Annotated in this window: 28 protein-coding genes and 1 tRNA gene; 12 read left to right on the top strand and 17 right to left on the bottom strand. The window is 62.1% G+C overall.

Annotated elements, in window-relative coordinates:
• Positions 1–330 precede the first annotated feature (330 nt).
• Positions 331–567, bottom strand: coding sequence for a hypothetical protein (locus FJ974_RS06315; RefSeq protein WP_140533886.1), 237 nt, complete (start codon positions 565–567; stop codon positions 331–333).
• Positions 568–1,382: 815 nt separating this feature from the next.
• Between FJ974_RS06315 and FJ974_RS06310 the strand changes: the two genes are divergently transcribed.
• Positions 1,383–1,622 (top strand): hypothetical protein, encoded by a 240-nt coding sequence (locus FJ974_RS06310; protein ID WP_140533885.1) that lies wholly within the window; start codon positions 1,383–1,385, stop codon positions 1,620–1,622.
• Here the strand turns inward: FJ974_RS06310 and FJ974_RS06305 are convergent.
• The 6 genes from FJ974_RS06305 to FJ974_RS06280 all read right to left on the bottom strand — a co-directional run bounded on the left by FJ974_RS06305 (position 1,619) and on the right by FJ974_RS06280 (position 6,613).
• Positions 1,619–1,954 (bottom strand): hypothetical protein, encoded by a 336-nt coding sequence (locus tag FJ974_RS06305; RefSeq protein ID WP_140533884.1) that lies wholly within the window; start codon positions 1,952–1,954, stop codon positions 1,619–1,621. The two genes, FJ974_RS06310 and FJ974_RS06305, sit on opposite strands and share 4 nt — an antisense overlap.
• Positions 1,951–2,256 carry a hypothetical protein gene (locus tag FJ974_RS06300; RefSeq protein ID WP_140533883.1) on the bottom strand — a complete coding sequence of 102 codons (306 nt, stop codon included), beginning with the start codon at positions 2,254–2,256 and terminating at the stop codon, positions 1,951–1,953. Before FJ974_RS06300 ends, FJ974_RS06305 begins: the two co-directional genes overlap by 4 nt.
• Positions 2,257–2,868: 612 nt before the next feature.
• The gene (locus FJ974_RS06295; RefSeq protein WP_140533882.1) at positions 2,869–5,388 is read right to left on the bottom strand and encodes a primase-helicase family protein; all 2,520 of its coding nucleotides are present in this window, start codon (positions 5,386–5,388) and stop codon (positions 2,869–2,871) included.
• A 235-nt stretch (positions 5,389–5,623) separates the two neighbouring features.
• Entirely contained in the window at positions 5,624–5,944 is a 321-nt protein-coding gene (locus tag FJ974_RS06290) for a hypothetical protein (RefSeq protein WP_226891500.1), read from the bottom strand.
• Positions 5,945–6,003: 59 nt separating this feature from the next.
• Positions 6,004–6,165, bottom strand: coding sequence for a helix-turn-helix domain-containing protein (locus FJ974_RS06285; protein WP_140533880.1), 162 nt, complete (start codon positions 6,163–6,165; stop codon positions 6,004–6,006).
• Between the two features lie 373 nt (positions 6,166–6,538).
• Positions 6,539–6,613: transfer RNA gene (locus tag FJ974_RS06280), tRNA-Glu, on the bottom strand.
• On the opposite strand from FJ974_RS06280, the gene FJ974_RS06275 reads away from it, so the two are divergent.
• Together FJ974_RS06275 and FJ974_RS06270 are read left to right on the top strand one after the other, a co-directional pair.
• A complete protein-coding gene (locus tag FJ974_RS06275) occupies positions 6,606–6,770 on the top strand; it encodes a hypothetical protein (protein WP_181177153.1) in 165 nt (54 codons plus the stop codon). The genes FJ974_RS06280 and FJ974_RS06275 overlap by 8 nt on opposite strands.
• 281 nt (positions 6,771–7,051) lie before the next feature.
• Positions 7,052–7,336 (top strand): hypothetical protein, encoded by a 285-nt coding sequence (locus FJ974_RS06270; RefSeq protein ID WP_140533879.1) that lies wholly within the window; start codon positions 7,052–7,054, stop codon positions 7,334–7,336.
• Positions 7,337–7,476: 140 nt separating this feature from the next.
• Here the strand turns inward: FJ974_RS06270 and FJ974_RS06265 are convergent, their stop codons facing one another.
• Both FJ974_RS06265 and FJ974_RS06260 read right to left on the bottom strand, forming a co-directional pair.
• Entirely contained in the window at positions 7,477–7,890 is a 414-nt protein-coding gene (locus FJ974_RS06265) for a VOC family protein (protein ID WP_140533878.1), read from the bottom strand.
• Positions 7,891–7,930: 40 nt separating this feature from the next.
• Complete coding sequence (locus FJ974_RS06260) at positions 7,931–8,314, bottom strand: fimbrial protein (RefSeq protein ID WP_140533877.1); 384 nt, start codon at positions 8,312–8,314, stop codon at positions 7,931–7,933.
• A gap of 26 nt (positions 8,315–8,340) precedes the next feature.
• On the opposite strand from FJ974_RS06260, the gene FJ974_RS06255 reads away from it, so the two are divergent.
• The 3 genes from FJ974_RS06255 to FJ974_RS06245 all read left to right on the top strand — a co-directional run bounded on the left by FJ974_RS06255 (position 8,341) and on the right by FJ974_RS06245 (position 11,209).
• Positions 8,341–9,399: an RluA family pseudouridine synthase gene (locus FJ974_RS06255; protein ID WP_140533876.1), complete on the top strand. Its 1,059-nt coding sequence runs from the start codon at positions 8,341–8,343 to the stop codon at positions 9,397–9,399.
• Positions 9,400–9,607: 208 nt separating this feature from the next.
• A complete protein-coding gene (gene rpoH, locus FJ974_RS06250) occupies positions 9,608–10,519 on the top strand; it encodes an RNA polymerase sigma factor RpoH (protein WP_140533875.1) in 912 nt (303 codons plus the stop codon).
• A gap of 288 nt (positions 10,520–10,807) precedes the next feature.
• Positions 10,808–11,209 (top strand): hypothetical protein, encoded by a 402-nt coding sequence (locus FJ974_RS06245; protein ID WP_140533874.1) that lies wholly within the window; start codon positions 10,808–10,810, stop codon positions 11,207–11,209.
• A 5-nt stretch (positions 11,210–11,214) separates the two neighbouring features.
• Here FJ974_RS06245 and FJ974_RS06240 read toward each other — a convergent pair whose 3' ends face one another.
• Positions 11,215–11,751, bottom strand: coding sequence for a winged helix-turn-helix transcriptional regulator (locus FJ974_RS06240; protein WP_140533873.1), 537 nt, complete (start codon positions 11,749–11,751; stop codon positions 11,215–11,217).
• Between the two features lie 93 nt (positions 11,752–11,844).
• Between FJ974_RS06240 and FJ974_RS06235 the strand changes: the two genes are divergently transcribed.
• Positions 11,845–12,669, top strand: coding sequence for an alpha/beta fold hydrolase (locus FJ974_RS06235; RefSeq protein ID WP_140533872.1), 825 nt, complete (start codon positions 11,845–11,847; stop codon positions 12,667–12,669).
• An 88-nt stretch (positions 12,670–12,757) separates the two neighbouring features.
• On the top strand, positions 12,758–13,414 hold the full coding sequence (locus tag FJ974_RS06230) for a glutathione S-transferase family protein (protein WP_140533871.1): 657 nt from the start codon (positions 12,758–12,760) through the stop codon (positions 13,412–13,414).
• Here the strand turns inward: FJ974_RS06230 and FJ974_RS06225 are convergent, their stop codons facing one another.
• The 3 genes from FJ974_RS06225 to FJ974_RS06215 form a co-directional block, all read right to left on the bottom strand.
• Positions 13,415–13,678 (bottom strand): ArsR/SmtB family transcription factor, encoded by a 264-nt coding sequence (locus FJ974_RS06225; protein WP_140533870.1) that lies wholly within the window; start codon positions 13,676–13,678, stop codon positions 13,415–13,417.
• Positions 13,679–13,710: 32 nt separating this feature from the next.
• The gene (locus tag FJ974_RS06220) at positions 13,711–14,958 is read right to left on the bottom strand and encodes an MFS transporter (RefSeq protein WP_140533869.1); all 1,248 of its coding nucleotides are present in this window, start codon (positions 14,956–14,958) and stop codon (positions 13,711–13,713) included.
• 78 nt (positions 14,959–15,036) lie between these two features.
• The gene (locus FJ974_RS06215) at positions 15,037–15,231 is read right to left on the bottom strand and encodes a DUF1192 domain-containing protein (protein WP_140533868.1); all 195 of its coding nucleotides are present in this window, start codon (positions 15,229–15,231) and stop codon (positions 15,037–15,039) included.
• A 111-nt stretch (positions 15,232–15,342) separates the two neighbouring features.
• Here FJ974_RS06215 and FJ974_RS06210 point away from each other — a divergent pair, with 111 nt between their 5' ends.
• The 3 genes from FJ974_RS06210 to FJ974_RS06200 all read left to right on the top strand — a co-directional run bounded on the left by FJ974_RS06210 (position 15,343) and on the right by FJ974_RS06200 (position 17,647).
• Positions 15,343–16,353: an NAD(P)H-quinone oxidoreductase gene (locus tag FJ974_RS06210; RefSeq protein ID WP_140533867.1), complete on the top strand. Its 1,011-nt coding sequence runs from the start codon at positions 15,343–15,345 to the stop codon at positions 16,351–16,353.
• Between the two features lie 205 nt (positions 16,354–16,558).
• Entirely contained in the window at positions 16,559–16,699 is a 141-nt protein-coding gene (locus FJ974_RS06205) for a DUF1127 domain-containing protein (RefSeq protein WP_140533866.1), read from the top strand.
• A 252-nt stretch (positions 16,700–16,951) separates the two neighbouring features.
• Positions 16,952–17,647 (top strand): DUF1013 domain-containing protein, encoded by a 696-nt coding sequence (locus FJ974_RS06200; RefSeq protein ID WP_140533865.1) that lies wholly within the window; start codon positions 16,952–16,954, stop codon positions 17,645–17,647.
• Positions 17,648–17,738: 91 nt separating this feature from the next.
• Here FJ974_RS06200 and FJ974_RS06195 read toward each other — a convergent pair whose 3' ends face one another.
• The 3 genes from FJ974_RS06195 to FJ974_RS06185 all read right to left on the bottom strand — a co-directional run bounded on the left by FJ974_RS06195 (position 17,739) and on the right by FJ974_RS06185 (position 19,230).
• Positions 17,739–18,458 carry a helix-turn-helix transcriptional regulator gene (locus tag FJ974_RS06195; RefSeq protein ID WP_095804614.1) on the bottom strand — a complete coding sequence of 240 codons (720 nt, stop codon included), beginning with the start codon at positions 18,456–18,458 and terminating at the stop codon, positions 17,739–17,741.
• Between the two features lie 18 nt (positions 18,459–18,476).
• Positions 18,477–18,887, bottom strand: a complete 411-nt coding sequence (locus FJ974_RS06190) for a hypothetical protein (protein ID WP_181177152.1) — start codon at positions 18,885–18,887, stop codon at positions 18,477–18,479.
• Between the two features lie 178 nt (positions 18,888–19,065).
• Complete coding sequence (locus FJ974_RS06185) at positions 19,066–19,230, bottom strand: hypothetical protein (protein WP_140533864.1); 165 nt, start codon at positions 19,228–19,230, stop codon at positions 19,066–19,068.
• A gap of 204 nt (positions 19,231–19,434) precedes the next feature.
• Here FJ974_RS06185 and FJ974_RS06180 point away from each other — a divergent pair, with 204 nt between their 5' ends.
• On the top strand, positions 19,435–19,599 hold the full coding sequence (locus FJ974_RS06180) for a hypothetical protein (protein WP_140533863.1): 165 nt from the start codon (positions 19,435–19,437) through the stop codon (positions 19,597–19,599).
• A gap of 23 nt (positions 19,600–19,622) precedes the next feature.
• Here FJ974_RS06180 and FJ974_RS06175 read toward each other — a convergent pair whose 3' ends face one another.
• A complete protein-coding gene (locus FJ974_RS06175; protein ID WP_140533862.1) occupies positions 19,623–20,363 on the bottom strand; it encodes a DUF899 domain-containing protein in 741 nt (246 codons plus the stop codon).
• Positions 20,364–20,395 lie beyond the last annotated feature (32 nt).

The following is a 20,395-nucleotide window of genomic DNA, read 5'->3' as shown; positions in this document are numbered from 1 at the left end:
GGGTGGCCCCACCCCTGCCGGCCAGGTCGCGGCGCCCGTCGGCTCGGCGCCAGCGCGGCTCGCTTCGTCTGGCAAGGCCAGCGCCTAAGCTGCCTCGCTCAGCCGCCAGGGCCTCCGCTTTCTCGCGCCGCCGGGGGCTCGAAATCACGACCACAGTATTATTGATACTGTTGGCCAGCCAAGGATATCAGCGGCTTAGGTGTTACTGATGGTAGTGGGTTGGTAGCAAACGACCGAAAAGCGGTGTTTTTGCCATCATCTGTCCGCCCAAAGCAAAAGCCTGCCACGCGGACGTGGCAGGCTTTGAATGAAGGGCGCCGGTTGTTCGGCCTAGCCCGCCCGTTCAACCTTTGCTGATGCAAGCTGGCGCCTCATGTGCCGCGCCCACGCCTGTTCATGGTGGGCCTCGATTTCAGCGAGGGCGCTGCGATCTGCAACGAGCGTTATTCTCACCATATCGGCAAAGCCGTCGACCGGCGCGCTCGCAACCGTCCAATCGCACTCTGTTTCGACCTTGGGAGCGGTCGAAGTTGACCGACGGGTGGCAAAATCGATGACGTCACACATTTGCTGCTTCCTTCTCCGCTTTCGGGCGGTTCTAGAGGGTTAGGCGATTCTGGGGGTCCGGCGGCCGAAAGAGCCGCAGCGGGCTCCTCCTGGATTTTAGAGATCGCTCTCTTGGACATTTTCCAGGAGACGCCGGACTCGAAACTCAATTAACTGCTTTGGCTTTCGGGCCATGCATAACTTACGCCTGCTTGTGTAATTGTCAAATGTAAAATTTGCTGATTTCAGCTTACCCGGCCACTCTACAGCCAACGACAAAATCAACAACTGGTCACCTGATACGCATAGACTCCATTACTACTTGACTACGCGGGTGCAGGGCCTATATTTGCGCCTCTCGCATCCGATCGCTGGCAATCTGCTGCAAAGGTTCCTTCTGATGGCAAGGTTTTCGCCACACCAAATGCACGGGAGAGGCGCTGCGCAATGGCAATCGCTGCCTCGGGGCGAACTTCCCGACGCTCCCGTAGAGATGGCGCTGATGCAAATCGTTGTCTCGTCAGGGCAGCTTCCCGACGGACGTAAGTGGTGCAGCGATTTCAGGACAGAAAACGCAGGCACTCCGGGAATCGAATTCGCGTGCATATGGGATGTCGAGATATCGCACACAGCGAACCCGCCTGGTTTGTCGGCGCTTCACATCCTGAGCATGTATTTGCCTTTCTCCCTAATCGGGAAATCGCTTCAGGCATACCAGCAACAGCGGGCGAGCGGCACACTTGGCGCCTAATCAAAGCCGGCGAAGCCTGGTCTGTCTGGCGGCATCACGGTTCTGTGCTAAGAAGAAGCCGCCGAACCGGTGACGGGGGAAGACGATGGGCCAGACGCTGACAAACCCGGCAATCATGATTCCTCTGGTCGTGTGCATCGCGTGGGTTCTGTGGGTGCTTGCTCCTGGCTGGTTCATGCGGCGCGAGCTCGCACGATACGCCCGAATGGACGGGCGGCGAGAATACGAGCGCGCCAAGCTCGCCGACGCTCTGACGCCTCTGGCCGGCAAAGCCGGCGCCGACGAGGTCGAGGCGGCCATAGAGCGTCATCTGGACGGCCGCTAGTCGAAGGCGCTGACCGCCTCTGCATTGGGCTCCGATGACGGGTTCCCGATATCGCGCGCTGTGCGCTTCAGCCGATCGATCTCGGCCTGGAGCTCGTCGCCCGTCATTTCGCTTGGGTCCTTTCCCTTCTTCCCGCCCGCTGATCGGTCAACAAGCACTCCGTTGGCGCGCAGCAAGGCGACGCCAGCAGTTGCTCGGGCCGGCATTGGCGCCGCCTTGTCGGTGCAAACCGCGATCAAAGCTTCAACAGCACTCTCGAGGCCGACGGTCCGCAGCCTGCGGTCGACGCGTTCGAACAGTTGCTCCGGCGTTTCGTTGTCTTCGGTGCTCATCCAAATGCTCCAGGATCATTGGTTTTGGCGAGGGCGCGAGCGAGTTCGGCCTTTCGATCGGCGATCAGTTTTTCCAGCTCCGCCACCTCTTCGCTCGGGGTCGGGCGTGGTCGTGGCTCTGACAGCATCTTGCGCACTGCGGCGGCTTGCTGCCGCTCTGCCTTGGCCCGGCGGCGCGCCGCGGCGGATCCGGGTTTGTGTGCCCGTTGCCATGCCTCATACCGATCGCGCTGCTCGGGCGTCATGGCGGCGATCCGCTTCGCATGTTTCTCCGCTTCGCGCACGCGTTTTGCGATTTTCATCTCGGTCTTCTGAGGCGTGATCGCCGGCTGCGGGATATGCCAATTTTTGCCGGCTCCTGTGGCGGACCCATGGAGGCGACAACGTATCTTCCCAGCCGTCGCTGGGTTGTTGCATGGGTTGCCGGTCGTGCGGCATGTCGCGCCGCAGCGGGGCGCTGCTTTCCAGGCGGCGAGGTTCTTCCGCGCCTGATGGCGGCAGATCGCACGCCATTCCGCCGATTTGGTCCAAGCTAGCAACTGTGGGGCGCCCCGCCGCTTCATAAGCCCCACTCCAGCAATACGCCCACAAGAGGTATCGCGGCGACCTGCTCGCCTGCCAAAAAGTCCGGTCTATGCGGTCCGCCGTTGTCCCAGGTGGGTTTGCCCGTTAACTCATTGAAATTGTTAGCACGGCCCGGGTGGTCCGGGTGGTCCGGGTGGTTTCCCGATTCCCTTTCTACGGGCACAAGCCGCCTATCGCGCCAGGAAGCTCCGGACATACGGCAACATACTTTTTCTGCAATTCTATTTTTCACCTAGACCACCTAGACCACCTAGACCGCCCGTTGAAATATAATGCTTTTTCGGTCCCCAACTGGTCCATGCGGTCCGGTCTACCGGTAAAGCGAACCGTCACAGTTCGTTCCAATCCAATGGTGAGCGAAGCAAATCGGCGAAAGCCTGCCGGCATTCATCCAGCGGCGGCAGAACGAAAACGTAGGCGCGCGCCGTTCCAACCCGGATTCTCTTAGTCTCGATTGAGGGGCAGACTCGCTTCATCTCCTTTCCGAATTCCGCGTCGCTCATGACGCGGCCGAGCTTGGCTGCGTCTTTCTCGTAGGCTGCGTAAGCGGCCTTCTTATCGATTGTTTCCGGCCAATCACTCGCGTATCCAAGCTCGCCGCGGCCAAGCGTTGTCATCCACCATCGGTCGAACGCTGGAAGGCTGGCCAGCTTTTGGTCGAGCAACGCCGCGGTGTCCGGGACCTTTCGGAGATCGACACAGTTCAGGTCGAAAGACTGGAGGTAGTGAAGCAGCGCGCCACGTCCGCCGTTTTGCATCTGCTCGACGATGGCCCCGAAGTAGCGGCTGTCCTGCTTGCGATGTTCCGCAACATCGAAGACGGCGAAGCGGCGCTCGTCGGTCCCCGCCGGAACAGCCCAGCGGGAATTGGTCGTGACCAAGAGCCGGATGTTGTTTCGAACTTCGATGGCATCGATGCCCTTTCGCTCGATCCGCATCCTGTCCGACGTGATGAGATCCTTTAACGCGCCGCCCGCGGCCGCTCGATCACCCGCCCAAAATGCTTCTTCAGCCTGAACGAGGATGGCGCGCTCGAGATGGGCGTTGAACCGGCCCGTCAGGTGATCGGGTTGAGAGACAACAACGTAGTGCGCCGAAAACAAGGAACCCACGCACTGGCCGACGATCGATTTCCCGGTGCCTTGCCCGCCTCGCAAGACCAGGGCGACACCGGGTTTCTCGCCAGGGCGCTGGACCATCTGAGCGAAGAACGCGATCACCCAATGGAAATGGTCACCATTGCCCGAGCAGACGTTGTCGCGAATGTGCTCCAGCAACAGGGAACAGCTGGCGTTGGGATCGGCGTGCACGGAAAAGCCCCGCCACAAATTGTAGCTGCCGACCGGTGCTCCCTCTGGAGCGAATACGATCCCGTCAAACTGGCGCCGCTTGGGGCTCTGAAGCCAGATGTCGAAAACGCTCTTGTCTTTCTTCGCGACCATGAGCGTGTCGTTGGCGTACCAATGGCGCAGCGTGTCGACGGCGCCGAAGTCCGATTGCAAAATGTCGGACGTTTTTTTCTCCGTGACGACGATCGTTCGGCCACCCGTGAGGACGACCGCATGGCGAGTGTTCAAGCGGGTGACTGCCGCGGCCTCGCTGGTCGGGGCGGCCGCCTCATTGGCTGTTTCCAAAGCGTCAGGATCAAACCAGTCGCGCGGCGCCTCCTTCAAAAAGTACTGGATGCCGCCATGCGCATGGGAGTAGATCGTGACGGGCTTGCCGTCGCTGTAGATTATGGCCAGGTTCCGGCCGCGACCGTATTCGGGTTCAAAGACGTCGGCACATGTGGCTTCGTGAAACCGGATGGGGTCGTCGAGAATGTCGCGTACGGTGACCGTCCTGCCGTCGTCGAGAAGGACTTCAAAATCGTCGGTCAATTCGTGCCGTTCGACAGCGGCGCCCACAGCCTTCGCTGCGCGATCGACCGGCACTCCGCGCTCTACCATCGCTTTGATACGGGCCACCTTCCACGCTTCCCGTATTGGCGCGGCTCGCGGTTCTTCGGCGGCCCTGATTGCCGCTTCGATCACTGCCAATTTTGCTCGCTCGTCCTCGGTCAAGGGCGCGAGAAGCGACGTATCCAGAACACCCCCGTCAGCATTCCTTACAATTGGCCGGCGAGCGCCGATCCGATGACGCAGCCGGGAATCGTCCAGCGAGGCGTCACTTTCGTACCAGATCCGGCTAAGGCTTTGCGAAGCCCCTTTGTCGATCAAGCTACGAACGAGGATCGTGCCGGCTCTTGTAATGAACCCATAGCCCCAACCAGCAAGCACAAGTCTTTCGTGCAGGCGATCGGCAAACAGATTGTCTTTGCGAACTACGTCCGCGCCAGAGGCCGCGAGGAAGTACCGGTGCTGGCCGAAGCGCCCGCCTTGCCGAACCCCGATTTCCAAGTTTTCGATGCCGCTGGAGACGGAAGCGCGCAGCACGAAGACGGCGTTGGCCATGGCCGGAAAGATCGAATTCAGGACGCCGCTTAGGTGGCCTTCGGCTACTTGAACGCGTTCTTGGATTGCGCAGGGCCAATCTCGCACGTCGAAATCCAGACCGATGATCGCCGGCCCTTTTGGAGCTTTAAAATGCTCGTCGGTTTTTGCGATGGTTCCAGGATTGTTGGCAATATCCACGGCACTTACCACCTGCCATTCCGCTTGATCCGGCGGGGGTGGAGCGAGTACGACCGCTTGATTTGTCGAGAGCGAAGAAAGCTTTGAAGCGAAGCCCTCAGCCACCTCTGCCAGGCTGCCCGTCAGGTCTATCCGCGTGGCGACGCCTGGCGAAATGCTGGCCAGCCTGGTGGCAACGGGCCTTCCGTCTTGCCCGACGCCGTACGTCTTCGTCATGGGGCGAGTGCCGGTGTAGATCGTGAACGAGTAGCAGTGCTTCTCCGGCCAAAGCGAGGTCGGTGCCGCTCGCCGGTCTGCGGCTTGAAGTTCGATAACTTGCGCGGTTTGTCGCTTCTGGGGTATAGTCATCTCGTGTAATTACTTTCTCGCCGACTCGCGTTTTTACCAACGCGGTCGGCGTTTCTGTTTTCCCTTTCCCGGGTCGATTGGTCGTCAGATTGACTGCGGTGCGCTAAACCGTTGGCGGGTGCATGTCCGAATAGCCGGGCTCGCCGGCCCTTGGCGCAAACCAGTGATACCGATCCATCATGCGCCGAAACTCGGCAGACTCGCGTAGTGTCTCGATAACTGCCCGAACGTTGGGGCCGGTGTTGGCGCGCTTCTCGGGCGGCAACTTCAGCGGGATCTCGAAAAACATATCGCCAGGCAACCCTTGCTCGTTTGCCCCGCGGGCGAGAAGCCACTGCATTCCCGGCACCATCGCCTCGCCTGGCCGCAGATCCGCTACGGTTGCCGGCCGCAGGTCACAAAAAACCCACGGGCGGTCCGACATTACGAGCCGATCGCAGTTGCCACGGCGACGCCGCTCACGGCGAGAGAAAGAAGCGGCCGTCAAGCAGCACCAACGCAGCGATCGAGGAAAGCCTCGGCGTCAACGCGGCGCACAAGAGTACGCCCGCGGACTTTTGCGGGAACAATATCGCCAGACCGAAACAAGGCGTAGACGGTCGATCGGCAGACGCGAAGGTAGTCGGCCGTCTCGTCGACCGTCATTGCACCACCCGGTGGCGTGTTTGACAATGGGGCTTGCTTAGTTCGCACTGACATATCTCCAAATCAACTTGGGTGCCCAATAATACATGCCGGCGTATGACCGGCGCAATACTGGCTTTCCTAAGTAATTTCGACATACGCAAAATATTGTGACATACAAATTCTGTATGTCGAAAAATATACATTAAACATCAATGGCTTGCGTCGGGGACGATAGCGAAAAAGAAATTGAAGTCGACGCGGGTTGGCGCGAAGCGATAGGCAGCGCTCGAATGGCTTAAAACGAAAGGTCGGCGAAGTCCGAACTGGATCGGCCGTTTCAACGAAACCGACAACGAAACTCGGGCTTGGCATGCTAAGGTGTTGGAAAGCTTGGTACGCCCAAGGGGAATCGAACCCCTGTTCCCGCCGTGAGAGGGCGGTGTCCTGACCGCTAGACGATGGGCGCGCTCAAGAACCGGCTACATAGGCTGGCGGTTGGAAAAAAGCAACTGGGGTTTCCGCAGTTCGCCGACTCTGCCGAACAGGCGTTTTTAGCCCTGCCGTTTCGGCTCGACCAAGTCCCAGAGATTGCCGTGGAAATCGACAAGGGATCGAGCGCATAATTCCCGGGCAGTGGGAGTAGCCGGCTCTACGGTCCGGCCTGCGATCCTGTGTCACCAGAAGAAAACACGCCGGGCTATCTGATCAACCCGGACGGACAGAGCCGGTTCTATACCCCGGATAAACAACCTGGACTGTGTGCCATGTGCACACTCTTCAAGCCGCGCGCGCTCTGCCCACAAACGGCCAGGTTTGTTTGCGCCGCGCCGGAACCGACCCGGGCAACTGCACGTTCTTCCGTCACGGTCACTTTTTCTTGAAGGGCCTAAAGGAGGATATTCAAATGAACTTCAAGGTGCTCTGCATGAGCGCAGTTGCGCTCGCAATGATGAGTAGTGCCGCGATAGCCGCTGGTTCCGGCACGTCCGCACTCGATGACCCGGCCAAGATGTCGCCGTTCTTCACTGATGCCGGCATGAAAACATTGAGGTCGGAAGCGGATTTCAAGACCGCCTGGATGGCCATGAAACCCGACGAGCGTAAAGCGGTGCTGAAAGACTGCGGCGATACGACGCTTAACAAGGCGCACGCAGATTTCTGCGCGATGGCCAAGAAGATGGGCGGCTAGCGTTAGCTTTCCCAAGAGAGCCCAGTTCGCTCATTCAGTGTCGCTCGGTCTGCGCGACAGAGGAAAGAGGCGGCAACTTCGCCGCCTCCGCTCTCACATTCGACTAGAGTAGCGACCGCAGCACGCCCTGGCGGTCGTTTTCAGCCCTGCCGTTTCGGCTCGATCAGATCCCAGAGATTGCCGTAGAGATCGGCAAACACCGCCACGGTGCCGTAGGGCTCAAAGCGCGGCGCCTCACGAAACTCGACGCCTTTTTCCAGCATCGTCCGATGATCGCGGTCGAAATTGTCGGTCTCGAGGAACAAAAAGACCCGGCCGCCGGTCTGGTTGCCAATGCGGCTCGCCTGCGTCTCGTCGGCGGCCTCGGCCAAAAGCAGCCGCGCGCCGTTGCCGTTGGCCGGCTGAACCGTGACCCAGCGCTTGCCGCCGCCGAGATCGACATCGTCGATGAGCACAAACCCCAGCCGCTCGACATACCAGGCGATCGCCTCGTCGTAATTGCGCACCACCACGGCGACCGTCGCGATGACGCGGGTTTCGGCAAAGCCGCTCATCGTCGCAAGCTCATTTGTTGTGGCCTCATTTGTTGCGGCCTCATCTATTGCGGATCGCGAACTGGCCGATGATGCGGTGCTCGGCGATGTCGTAGACGAAGATGGCGCGGCTGCCGTCGGCGAGCTCGGCGTCGATCGACAGGCGGTTGCCGGACAGCGACTGGCTGACCACCCTGGCGCCCACGGGAAGCACGATGTCGCCGGAGAGCGGCGCGCCGGCCGGAGCCTGGACGTCTACCACAGGCGCGGAACCGGCGCCTGGCGCGTTGCGGGCTTTGTAGACAAGGGCGCCGATCACCACCATAAGGGCGAGGAAGAGCAGGCCGAGATTGACGATCATGAAGCGGACGAGTTTTCGGCGCACCTTCTCGGCTTCCGGGTCGAGCGGTTTTTCCTCTTCTTCTTCGGCAAGGGGCCGGGCCATGGCTGAACAATCCGCAACGGGTTTCGATGAGCGCTCATAACGAAGAGGCCCCGATATTGATAGGGGATGAATTGACGGAGGGCGGCGCTCCGGTCGTGCTGGAAGCCGGCGCGGAAGCCGCCGGCCAGCGCCTCGACCAATGGCTGGCCGCAGCCCTCGGTCCCGATATGTCGCGCAGCCGCGTGCAGGCGTTGATCAAACAAGGCGCCGTCTCCATCGCCGGCAGGCTGGTCGAGGAGGCCAAGCGCAAGATGGCCGCCGGCGAGCGCGTATCGGTCGTCATGCCGGCGCCCGAGCCGGCCGAACCGCAGGGTGAGGCCATTGCGCTCGACATCCTCTATGAGGACGACGAGCTGATCGTCATCAACAAGCCGGCCGGGCTGGTCGTCCATCCCGGCGCCGGCAACTGGACCGGCACGCTCGTCAACGCGCTGATCCATCATTGCGGCGACAGCCTGTCCGGCATCGGCGGCGTCAGGCGGCCGGGCATCGTGCATAGGCTGGACAAGGAAACCAGCGGCGTCATGGTGGTGGCCAAGACCGACCGCGCCCACAAGGCGCTCTCCGAAGCCTTCGCCGACCACGGCCGCACCGGCGACCTGGAACGTGCCTATCTGGCGCTGGTCTGGGGCATTCCGCAACGGCCGACCGGCACGATCGATGCCCCGCTCGGCCGCGCATCCGACCGCGTGCGCCGCGCCGTCGTGCCCGAAGACCGCGACGACGCCCGCCACGCCATCACCCATTTCACCGTGGTGGAGCGTTTCGGCGAGAGGCAGAAGGAATTCACCACCGCAAGCCTGGTCGAATGCCGGCTGGAGACCGGCCGCACCCACCAGATCCGCGTCCACATGGCTCATATCGGCCATCCGGTGGTCGGCGACCCGGACTACAGCCAGGCCTTCCGCACCAAGGCCAACCGGCTGCCCGAGCCGCTGAAAAGCGAGGTAAATGCCTTCCCCAGGCAGGCCTTGCACGCCTGGCTCCTTGAATTCCGGCACCCGACTACCCATCTAACGATGAGGTTCGAGGCGCCGATACCAAGGGACATGGAGGAACTGGTCGGCGGCTTTCGCAAACTCTAAGACCTGCCATCAAGACGCTTCAAACCGACCATCAAAAAACCTGACTGGCGTTGTTCACTTAAGCGTGACACACTGTTTCGTGTTGAACAAATGCTGTCCTTTCTGGTTTTGTTCCTATATACACCGGTTGTCGCGATGAGCCTTTGGCATTGGCGACACATGCCCGCCGTGTTCGGGGGCATCACTCCAAAAGAGAGGGGGCGCTATCATGGCCCAATCATTACCCAGTATCGTTTCCGGTGAAGGCGGTCTCGCCCGTTACCTGGAAGAAATCCGTCGCTTTCCGATGCTGCAGCCGCAGGAAGAGTACATGCTCGCCAAGCGTTACGCCGAGCATGAGGACACCTCCGCCGCGCACAAGCTCGTCACCAGCCATTTGCGGCTCGTCGCCAAGATCGCCATGGGCTATCGCGGCTACGGCCTGCCGATCGGCGAGGTGATCTCGGAAGGCAATGTCGGCCTGATGCAGGCCGTCAAGAAATTCGAACCGGAGCGCGGCTTCCGCCTCGCCACCTACGCCATGTGGTGGATCAAGGCCTCAATCCAGGAATACATCCTGCGCTCGTGGAGCCTGGTCAAGATGGGCACCACCGCCAACCAGAAGCGCCTGTTCTTCAACCTGCGCAAGGTGAAGGGCAAGATCCAGGCCCTCGACGAAGGCGATTTGAAGCCCGACCAGATCACCGAGATCGCCACCCGCCTCAACGTGTCCGAGGCGGAAGTGGTGTCGATGAACCGCCGCCTGTCGGGCGACGCCTCGCTCAATGCCCCGATCCGGGCGAGCGAAGGTGAATCCGGCGAATGGCAGGACTGGCTGGTCGACGACCACGAGAGCCAGGAAGACATGCTGATCGAGCAGGACGAGCTGGAAAACCGGCGCGCCATGCTGTCGGGCGCTCTGTCGGTGCTCAACGACCGCGAGCGGCGCATCTTCGAGGCGCGTCGCCTGGCCGAAGAGCCGCTGACGCTGGAAGAGCTGTCGGCCGAGTTCGACATCAGCCGCGAGCGCGTGCGCCAGATCGAGGTGCGCGCCTTCGAGAAGGTGCAGGACGCGGTCAAGGCCGCGGCCAAGCGCCAGAGCCAGGCGCTGCGCACCATCGAGGCGCAGCCGGCGGCTTAAACGCTGTCACTTTGACATCGCCCGTAAAAATCGGGAACTCGGAACCGGCCTCTTGGCCGGTTCTTTTGTATCTGGCGCCCGGTCCGCCGACCCTTGATGCGGCCTCGGCTCCGCTATTGGACCGTGCGTAGCGCTTGCGATGTGTCCGACACCGCTGTCGGCCGGGCAACCGGCTGACATCGTTATTTCATTAGGTCTTAGAGCGTGTTCGCCGCCGCCAGCGAAAAGCCTTGACGGCGCGGCAGCGGCGGATTTTACAAAAGGGTGCCCCCCATTGGAGACGCCCAGATGTTTGGTGCCATCCCGCTGCTGATCGTGCCTTTCGTCCTCTACAATCTCGGACTGCTCGGGCTGTTCGGCGGCGGCGACGATCCGTGGACGACCGAAATGTTTTCGATCCGCATGATGTCGGGCGGCGTCTTCTCGATGACGCTCGGAGACCTGATGATCCTGATCGGGCTGATCTTCCTGTTCGTCGAGATGGTGAAGTCGGCGCGCACGACCAACGCGTCGATCATGGATCATCTTTTGTCGACGCTGGTCTTCATCGCCTTCCTGGTCGAGTTCCTGCTGGTCAAGGGCGCGGCGCATTCGGTGTTCTTCACGCTGATGATCATCGCGCTGTTCGACGTGCTCGCCGGCTTCTCGGTGTCGATGCGGTCGGCAAGCCGCGACATCAATTTGAATTAGGCCCTTCAGCCCGGATCGGCGGTGAAGCCGGCAGCGGCATGGGCCTTGCGCGCCACCACCGCCTCGTAGCCGGCCTGCAGCTGCTGGCGCACGCCAGCCTTGCCCGGCGGCGTCTTTGCCGGCGCGCCGAGATGTTCGTGGCGCAACTCGTCCATGAACTGCTCCCATAGCGGCGGGCCGCCCTTTTCGAGCAACTCGGCGCGGATCGAAAGCTCTTCGCTCACCGGCAGCCATACCCGCCCCCAGGCGCCGAGATGCGCCATGATCGGCACCAGCGTGATTGCCATCTCGGTCAGGCTGTAGATTGCCTTCTGCTTGTGGCTGGGGTCGTCGGCCTTGGTCAGCATGCCGAGTTGCATCAGCCGCTTCAGCCGATCGGCGAGGATGTTGGAGGCGATGCCTTCGATCGAGCCGTTGAGCAATTCGCGAAAATGGCGCCTGCCGCCGAAGATCATATCGCGCAGGATGATCAGGCTCCAGCGGTCGCCGAACACTTCGAGCGACAGATTGATCGGACAGCCGGAGCGGTGGTCGATGTTCATGACAATCTCCCGAAAACCGGTTGCATTATCGTACCAGTTTGATTATCGTGCAACCGATTGCAAAACGCAATCAGAATGATGAGGAGCGAACCCATGACCCCAGAGCCACGCCCCGAGATCGTTTCCGAGACTTTCGGCAATCCGGCCGATCCGGCGATCCTTTTGATCATGGGCGCCATGGCCTCGATGCTGTGGTGGCCCAAGGCGTTCTGCCGGCAGCTGGCCGAACGCAGCCGTTTCGTCATGCGCTACGATAATCGCGATACCGGCCTGTCGACCAAATACGAGCCCGGGGCGCCCCCTTACACATTCGAGGACATGACGGACGATGCCATCCGCGTCCTCGACGACCACGGCATCCGCAAGGCCCATGTGGTCGGCATGTCGATGGGCGGCATGATCGCGCAGAACGTGGCGCTGAAACATCCCGGACGCGTCAGCGCGCTAACCGTGATCAGCTGCTCGCCGCTTGGCATCGACACCTCCGGCCTGCCCGGAGCGAGCGAGGCCTACAGGAAACATTCGGCCGAAGGCACCGGTCTCGACTGGTCGAACCGCGACCAGGTGCTCGATTATATGGTCAAGGACGCGCGTGCGCTCTCCAGCACCTTGCATCCGTTTGATGAGCGGCGAACGCGGGCGATGATCGAGGAAGATTACGACCGCTCCGGCGGCCTCGCCAGCGCCATCAATCATTTCCTGCTCGAGGGTAGCGCAGAAAAGCGCAACATAAACGACCTGATGGTGCCGCTGCTCGTCATCCATGGCACCTCCGATCCGCTCTTCCCGATCGAACATGGCGAGGCGCTCGCGGCGGCTGTTGCCGGCGCCAGGCTTGTGCGGATCGAAGGCGGTGGCCACGAACTGAACCGCGCCGACTGGCCGGAGATCATCGAAGCTATGGCAATTCACCACTGACCGCGGAACGCAGTGCCTCGATTCGATTGGCTTATCAAAACAGTGAAGTGATTACTTCACTATTGCCGGCAATGGAGAAAGCGAAAGAATGTCCTTGACGTTGCATTTCCATCCTTTGGCATCCTTCTGCTGGAAGCCGCTGATCGCGCTCTACGAGAACGCCACGCCCTTCAACCCGGTGATCGTCGATCTCGGTGATGAGCGCTCCCGCGCGGCTTTCCTGAAGATATCGCCGTCGGGCAAAATGCCGGCCCTGCACGACGATGCGCGCCGCCGAACCGTGCTGGAATCGACCATCGTCATCGAATATCTGGCCACGCACTATCCCGGACCGGTCGAGCTCATTCCCGCCGATACCGATCTCGCCATCGCAGTCCGCCAGGCCGATCGCTTCTACGATTTCTACGTGCAGGAGCCGATGCAGAAGATTGTCGGCGACAGGCTGCGGCCGCCGAACAAGGCCGATCCGTTCGGGGTCGTTGAGGCCCGCGAGCAGCTGCGCAACTCATACGCCATCATCGAAGAGGAGATGCGGGGAAAAACATGGGCGGTCGGCGAGATCTTCACCATGGCCGACTGCTCGGCCTCTCCGGCCCTGTTCTACGCCAACAAGGTCGAGCCGTTCGGCGACAAATACCCTGCCGTGAAACGCTTTCACGACCGTCTGCTCGAACGCCCGTCCTTTGCCCGCGTCATCGAGGAAGCGCAGCCCTATTTCAAGCTCTTCCCCTACAACAACGGCTAGCTATGTCTCCCAGAACTGATCGAGCCAGATGTTTAGTTTCAGAAAGCCGCCATTACTCACCGTATAGACGCGCTTCGTGCCTTCAGCCTTGGCATTGACCAGGCCGGCATCGAGCAGGACTTTCAGATGCTGGGAAACGGCCGGGCGCGAGACCGGCAATCCGGCCGCCAATTCATTCACCGTCTTCGGACCGCGCCGGAGTTCTTCCAAGAGATAACGCCGGTTGGGATCGGCTATCGCCATGAAGGCGTCGGAAAACATCATGCCTATATTTGTGGGGCAAAGTTTTCCAAATCTCAACCATCGGTTTCAACCTTTCTGCGCGGATCGAGCCGCAAGGCTTCCGGGGTCACCGCGCGGTCGGCCGGCTGCGTCTTGAAGGCATCGCGGTTTTCGATCGGCACCGGCGCGCGGCGGCTGATGCGCAGCAGCGTGTAGCCGGCCAGGCAAAGATGCGCAAAGGCCGTTGCCAGGAACAGCCCTTCGGGGCGCAGCCAGCCCATTAGCGCGGCCGCAAGCAGCGGCCCGATCATGGTGCCGAAACCGTAGAGCAGAAGCAGGCCGCCCGAGACCTTGACGAAGTCCTCCGCCCGCGCGTGGTCGTTGGCATGCGCGACCGCGATCGAATAGAGCGTGTAGGCGAAGGCGCCGTAGGCGGCGGTCAGCACGATGACGAAGATGCCGGAGTGCGGTTCGAACAGGAAGATCAGCACCGCAAACAGCGCAGCGCCAAAGGCGGCGCCCGCCAGCACGAAGCGGCGGTCGGTGGTGTCGGAAAGTCGCCCCGCGGGAAGCTGCATGGCCGCACCTGCCACCACCACAAGGCTCATCATCAGGGCGATCTCGGCCGTCGGGATGCCGATGCGCGCGCCATAGACGGCGCCCAGCGTCCCCCAGGCGCCATTGGCGATGCCGATCAAAAGGCACGCGACCGCCGAGACGGGCGAGTTGGCGTAAAGCCCTTTGACGTCGAGCTTGACGTCCTGCAGCGGCTTCGGATGGGAGGCGGTCGAGACGGCCGTCGGAATGAGCGAGAGACAGAACAGGATGCCGGTGATCATGAACAGCGAGGCCGATTTGACGTCGCCGCCGGCAACGATCATCTGGCCGCCCATGATCGAGGCATAGGTGACCATCATATAGAGGCCGAAGACGGTGCCGCGGTTCTCGTTGGTGGCCTTCTCGTTCAGCCAGCTCTCGATGACCATGAAGGCGCCGGCCATGGTGAAGCCGGTGAAGGCGCGCAGCAGAATCCAGACATATTCATCGATGATGAGGCCCGTCAGCAGCGCAATGATCGCCCCCGACGCGGCGAAGGCGCCGAAGGCGCGGACATGGCCGGCGCGGCGCACGAGCCGCGGTGCGAAGAAGCAGCCGGTAACGAAGCCGCCCGCCCAGGCCGTGCCCATCAGGCCGAGCGATGCGGTCGAGAACCCCTCCAGCTGGCCCCGCAACGGCAGCAGCAGTCCATGCAGGCCTGACGCCGCCAGCAGAAAAGCGGTGCCGCGAAGCAGCGAAAGAATCGGTCTGTAGCTGGCAAACATGGGCTGACCCGGCTGGAGTTTCGTCGCGCAGGTGTAAGGCGCATTCGGGCTTTTCGGCGGCGGGCGCGCGCCGCTCGTTTATCCGCGGCGAAACAGCGCCTCGGCGGCGGATTTGGTGGCGCCCCTGGCCTGCCGCTCGGCCTCCAGCCGGACGATCTCGTCGCGCAACAGGGCAATGCGCTCGGACAGATCGTCGACGGAAAGCAGCGACAGATCCTGCCCGATCTCGTGCGGGCGCGGCTTCTTCTTGGGTTCGTCGTCGAAGATCGCCATCGTCGCTCCTCCCTGTTTTGGCCATTTGCCTGATTTGGCAATCAGCATACATAGGGCAAGGGCACCGATGCAAACAGCCGGCGACAGGCTGGTACGGGAGATACGACGACCATGGCGAACGAACACAAGATTCCGGCGAAGATGACCGCGATCGCGATCGCGCAGCCCGGCGGCCCGAGGGTGCTGAAGCCGGAAACCAGGGATGTGCCGATGCCTGGTCCGGGTGAAATCCTGATCCGGGTGCATGCGGCCGGCGTCAACCGGCCCGACGTGCAGCAGCGCAAGGGCGCCTATTCGCCGCCGCCTGGCGCCTCGGACCTGCCGGGCCTCGAGGCCTCAGGCGAGGTTGCGGCGCTCGGCGACGATGTCTCGCGCTGGCGTATCGGCGACCGCGTCTGCGCGCTGACGCCGGGCGGGGGCTATGCCGAATATGTCAAGGTGCATGCCGGCAGCGTGCTGCCGCTGCCTGCCGGCTTCACCCACACGGAAGCCGCCGCGGTGCCGGAGAACTATTTCACCGTCTGGCACAATGTGTTCGAGCGCGGCGGCCTGAAGCGCGGCGAAACGCTGCTCGTCCACGGCGGCTCATCCGGCATCGGCACCACGGCGATCCAGCTGGCCTCGGTGTTCGGCGCCTATGTCGTCACCACCGCCGGCAGCAAGGAGAAGTGCGACGCCTGCCTGAAGCTCGGCGCCGACCGGGCGATCAACTATCGCGAGGAGGATTTCGTCGCTCAAGTGAAAGACGCAACCGGCGGCAAGGGCGCCGACGTCATCCTCGACATGGTCGGCGGCGATTATGTCGCGCGCAATTACGAGGCGGCCGCCGTCGAAGGCCGCATCGTCCAGATCGCCGTGCAGGCCGGCGCCGTGGCCAGCGCCGACTTCTCCAAAATCATGGTCAAGCGTCTCACCCACACCGGCTCGACGCTTCGGCCGCGCAGCGTCGAGTTCAAGGCGGCCATCGCCGCTGCCCTCGAGGCACAGGTGTGGCCGCTGCTCGGCACCCGCAAAGTCGCTCCGGTCATGGACATGATCTTCCCGCTGACGGAAGCCTGGCGGGCGCATGAGCGGCTGGAAGAGGGCGAGCTCATCGGCAAGATCGTGCTCGACGTCGGGTGAGGAGTAGGGGGGGAGTGAGGCAGTAGGGGAATAAGAGAGTAAGCGGTATTGGCCTTTTGGCCTTTTGGCCTACTCCCCTACTTTCCGTATGCTGCAATGCAACAAATGCATTGCCGCCATGCAAAAGCGTCCGTTCAATTTCTGGGCAACGATGCCTATTTACGCGGCATCGAAACGATTGACCAACCTGAATGGAGAACCTGCCATGAACCCGATCCGCGCTTTCCGTAACTGGCGCATGTACAACGAGACCGTGCGCGAGCTGAACAAGCTCAATGCCCGTCAGCTGAGCGACCTCGGCATCAACCGCGGCGACATCGAGCGAATCGCCCGCCAGGCTCTTTGATTTCACGCGCTGCCCGGGCGCAAGGCCGGGTAGCGTCGAGAAGCAGAGCCGTTGAAGACGCTTGCTCGTCTCCGGTTCCGAACCCGCTGGACCCCGTCCAGCGGGTTTTGTCTTTTTGGCTGTCAGTTAGCGCCGTCCCAAAAACATTGCGAAATCGTGACGGAGCGTTTATACAGGCCGCGAATTTCCCATTTTGGTGGCTCTAAAACCACCGCCCGCGCGGGAACGCGGGCGAACGAGAAGGATTTTGACATGGCCAATACGCTGCTGATGCCCAAGGCGACCGCCGTCTGGCTGGTCGACAATACCGCGCTCTCCTTCGAGCAGATCGCGCAGTTCTGCGGGCTGCATCCGCTCGAGGTCAAGGCGATCGCCGACGGCGAGTCGGCGCAAGGCATCAAGGGCATGGACCCGGTGATGACCGGCCAGCTGACGCGTGACGAGATCGCGCGTGCCGAGAAGGATCCGAACCACCGGCTGAAGCTGTCGGACCCCAAGGTGCGGGTGCCGGAATCGAAGCGCAAGGGCCCGCGCTACACGCCGCTGTCGAAGCGCCAGGACCGGCCGAACGCCATCCTGTGGTTGGTGCGCAATCATCCCGAGCTCAAGGACGCCCAGATTGCCCGCCTCGTCGGCACCACCAAGTCGACGATCGAGCAGATCCGCGAGCGCAAGCACTGGAATTCGGCCAATCTGCAGCCGATGGATCCGGTGACGCTGGGTCTCGCCTCGCAGATCGACCTCGACATGGAAGTCAACCGGGCCTCGCGCGGCCGCGAGCAGGCCCAGCCCGCCGCCGGCGACACGCTGCTGCCGGCGGCGCTGACCGAGCGGCTGGTTCCGGCGCCGGAAAAGCCGAAGGACGAGGATCAAGAGCTTGACGCCAATGCCGTCTTCGCCAAGCTTTCGGCGCTGAAGTCGAAGAACAAGGACGAAGACGAAGAGTGAGGAGAGGTCGGCTTTGGCCGATCGATCGACGCCTGAAAAAAAGCCCGCTCGAAAGCGGGCTTTTTTATTCGGACGTAGCTTGGGAGGGGGATTACGTCCGCGCCGCCCTGTCGGGCGCCATGCCGTAGTCCTCGCTGCGTTCCACGGCGCGGTAGAAATCGGCAAGCTGCTTGCCGCGTTCCGGCTTGAAGATGCGGCCGGCGATGACCACCGAGGCGATGCGGTCGATGCGGAAGGCGCGAAAATCGTCGCGCATCTCGCACCATGCGACCAGGGTCCAGACCTTGCCCCAGAACCACAGGCCGAGCGGCCTGATGTCTCGCGCGGTGCTGCGGCCGGCCTCGTCGGAATAGTCGATGGTCAGCACCTGGCGCTTCTCGACGGCGCGCTCGATGAGATCGATTGCTTCGCGCGCGGCGTCGCTCACCACCCACATCGGGGTGTGGATTTCGGTGCGGGCGATGCGGTCCTTTTCGGCGTCGGGCAAAACGGCGCCGATCTTGACCAGCGCCTCGTCGGCGGCCCTTGCCATCGCGGCGCCGCCGAAGGCGCGCACCATGCGGGCGCCGGCAACCAGCGCCACGATCTCGTCACGCGTGAACATCAGCGGCGGAAGGTCGAAACCCTCCCTCATCATGTAGCCGACGCCCGCCTCGCCGTCGATCGGCACGCCGGTCGACTGCAGGTCGGCAATGTCGCGATAGATGGTTCGCTCGGAAACCTCGAGCCAGGTGCCGAGCTTCTGGGCGGTGACCAATCGGCCACCCCGCAGATGCTGCACAATCTGGAAGAGCCTGTCGGCACGACGCATGGATCGACTCCCCGGTGTTTATGGCTTGAGCCCTTCGCGCTTGCGCTGCGCGGCGACGAATTTCGCGCCGAAGGACAGTTTTCCCGTCGTCGGCGTCTTTGCGTCGAGCGCGCGCCAGAACGGCGTTACGGCGCTCAGCGACAGCCCGCGCTCGATATCCTCGTTGGCGGCCTCGGCAATTGTGCGCAGATGATAGCCGATGGTGACGGGGCACGTCACCTCCGCACCGTGCTCGATGGCCAAAGCGGTGCGCAGCGCGCGGACGTCCATGTCCACGCCTTCGGGGATCGAGCGGATGAAATCGTCGACTTGCCGCGCCGTCGGCACCAGCATCGACTGGCCTGCGACGACGTCGCCGACGGTGCGCGGCGACGGCTTGATGCCGCTGATGCCCGGCGCGTTCAGCCTGTCGTTCCAGCTTTTCAGCATGCTGAGCTTGGTCCTCCTGAGGCCGCTCCATTACCGCAAGCCTCCTGACAGCATAGTGTCAGGAGGCTTGCTCGCATTCCCTGTGAAGACGACATCTTCCTTGAAATGTCGCATCCGGCCGCCCTTACATCTGGGCGCGGGGTGGCCGATATCCAAGCGGCGATCGGCAAAATCTTCCTCAGTTCTTGCACACGCGGCCGTCATAGAGATCGGGCCAGCCGATGTCCTTGCGGATGTCCGCCGGCAAAGTATTCAGGAAACGTTGAGTGCGGATCTCGTTCCGCACGGTCCGGATCTTGCCGACATAGTGCTGCACGCTACGCATAATCGTAAAACCGTTCATGACTAGGCTCCTCTTTTTCGATGAGAGCAGTATCGCACACCCCTCCTGACAGCAGTCTGTCAGGAGCCTGGAAGGCCGCGAAAGCAGGCTTCGGAATGGTCGGCGAAGGCTCGCAAACCGGCGCCTTTGTCAGGAGCGGTCCGGCCTCGGGAGAAGGCGCGAGAAGCGCTTTGACAGGCGCCGGCGATGCTGGTCAAAGGCGGCATGACGAAACTTCTCGCGCTTGTCATCATCGGCTTCATGCTTATCCAGATCATCAAGCCGCTCGGCTGGCCGGGGCTGAAGCGCCGCGGCGATTTCTGGAGGCTGGCGCTGCTTGCCATGGCCGCGATCTCGCTGGCGGCGGTATTGAGCCATTGGAGCTGGTAGGGCTGCGGTGACCGTTTTGCCGGTTACGCGCAGCAGTCCGGTTGGTCTTTGGCCTTCTCCTGGTACTCGTCGTGCAGCCGCACCCAGTCCATCAGGCCGTGATAGGGGCCGGTCTCGTTGCGGCCCTTTGGCGTCATGTCGAGATAGTGGTAGGCGCCGATCAGCGGGTCGCCGCCGCGGGCGCGCGACACGAATGTAAGAAAGATGTCGCCGCACTCGTCCCGATAGAACACGCTGGCGCCCGGCAAATCCCTCGATTTCAGCGGACGCGTCTCGAAATTGTAGGTGGTGTCGCCCGCCGCGATCTGCTTGTCGGTGAAAGAGACCTGCATGTCGAAGTTGAAGTCCGACGCGTAGGACGACACCCAGTCGAACATCCAGCCCATGCGCTGCTTGTAAGGGAGGATCTCGGCCAGCGGCGCCCGCGAGACGACGACCAGCGACACGTCATGGTGCTTGAGATGCCGGTTGGCGCCGTCGATATGGTCGGCAAGGAACGAGCAGCCCTCGCAACGATGATCGGACCCCGGCGTCATCATGAAATGATAGACGATGAGCTGGCTCTTGCCGCCGAACAGCTCGGCGAACCGCTTCGGTCCCTGCTCGCTTTCGAAGACATAGTCCTTGCGGATCTTGAGCCAGGGCAATTGCCGCCGCTCGGCCGCGATTTGATCGCGGAACCGCGTCAGCTCCTTCTCGCGCTCGAGATGCGCCTTGTGCGCCTCGAACCAGTCTTCCCGGGAAATCACGGCATTGCGATGCATGACCATCTCCTGTCCTCTCCCGCCAAGGACGT

Origin of the sequence: Mesorhizobium sp. B1-1-8, assembly GCF_006442795.2 — a bacterium.
Classification (GTDB): Bacteria; Pseudomonadota; Alphaproteobacteria; order Rhizobiales; family Rhizobiaceae; genus Mesorhizobium.
This window is presented reverse-complemented; position numbering and strand designations above follow the sequence as displayed.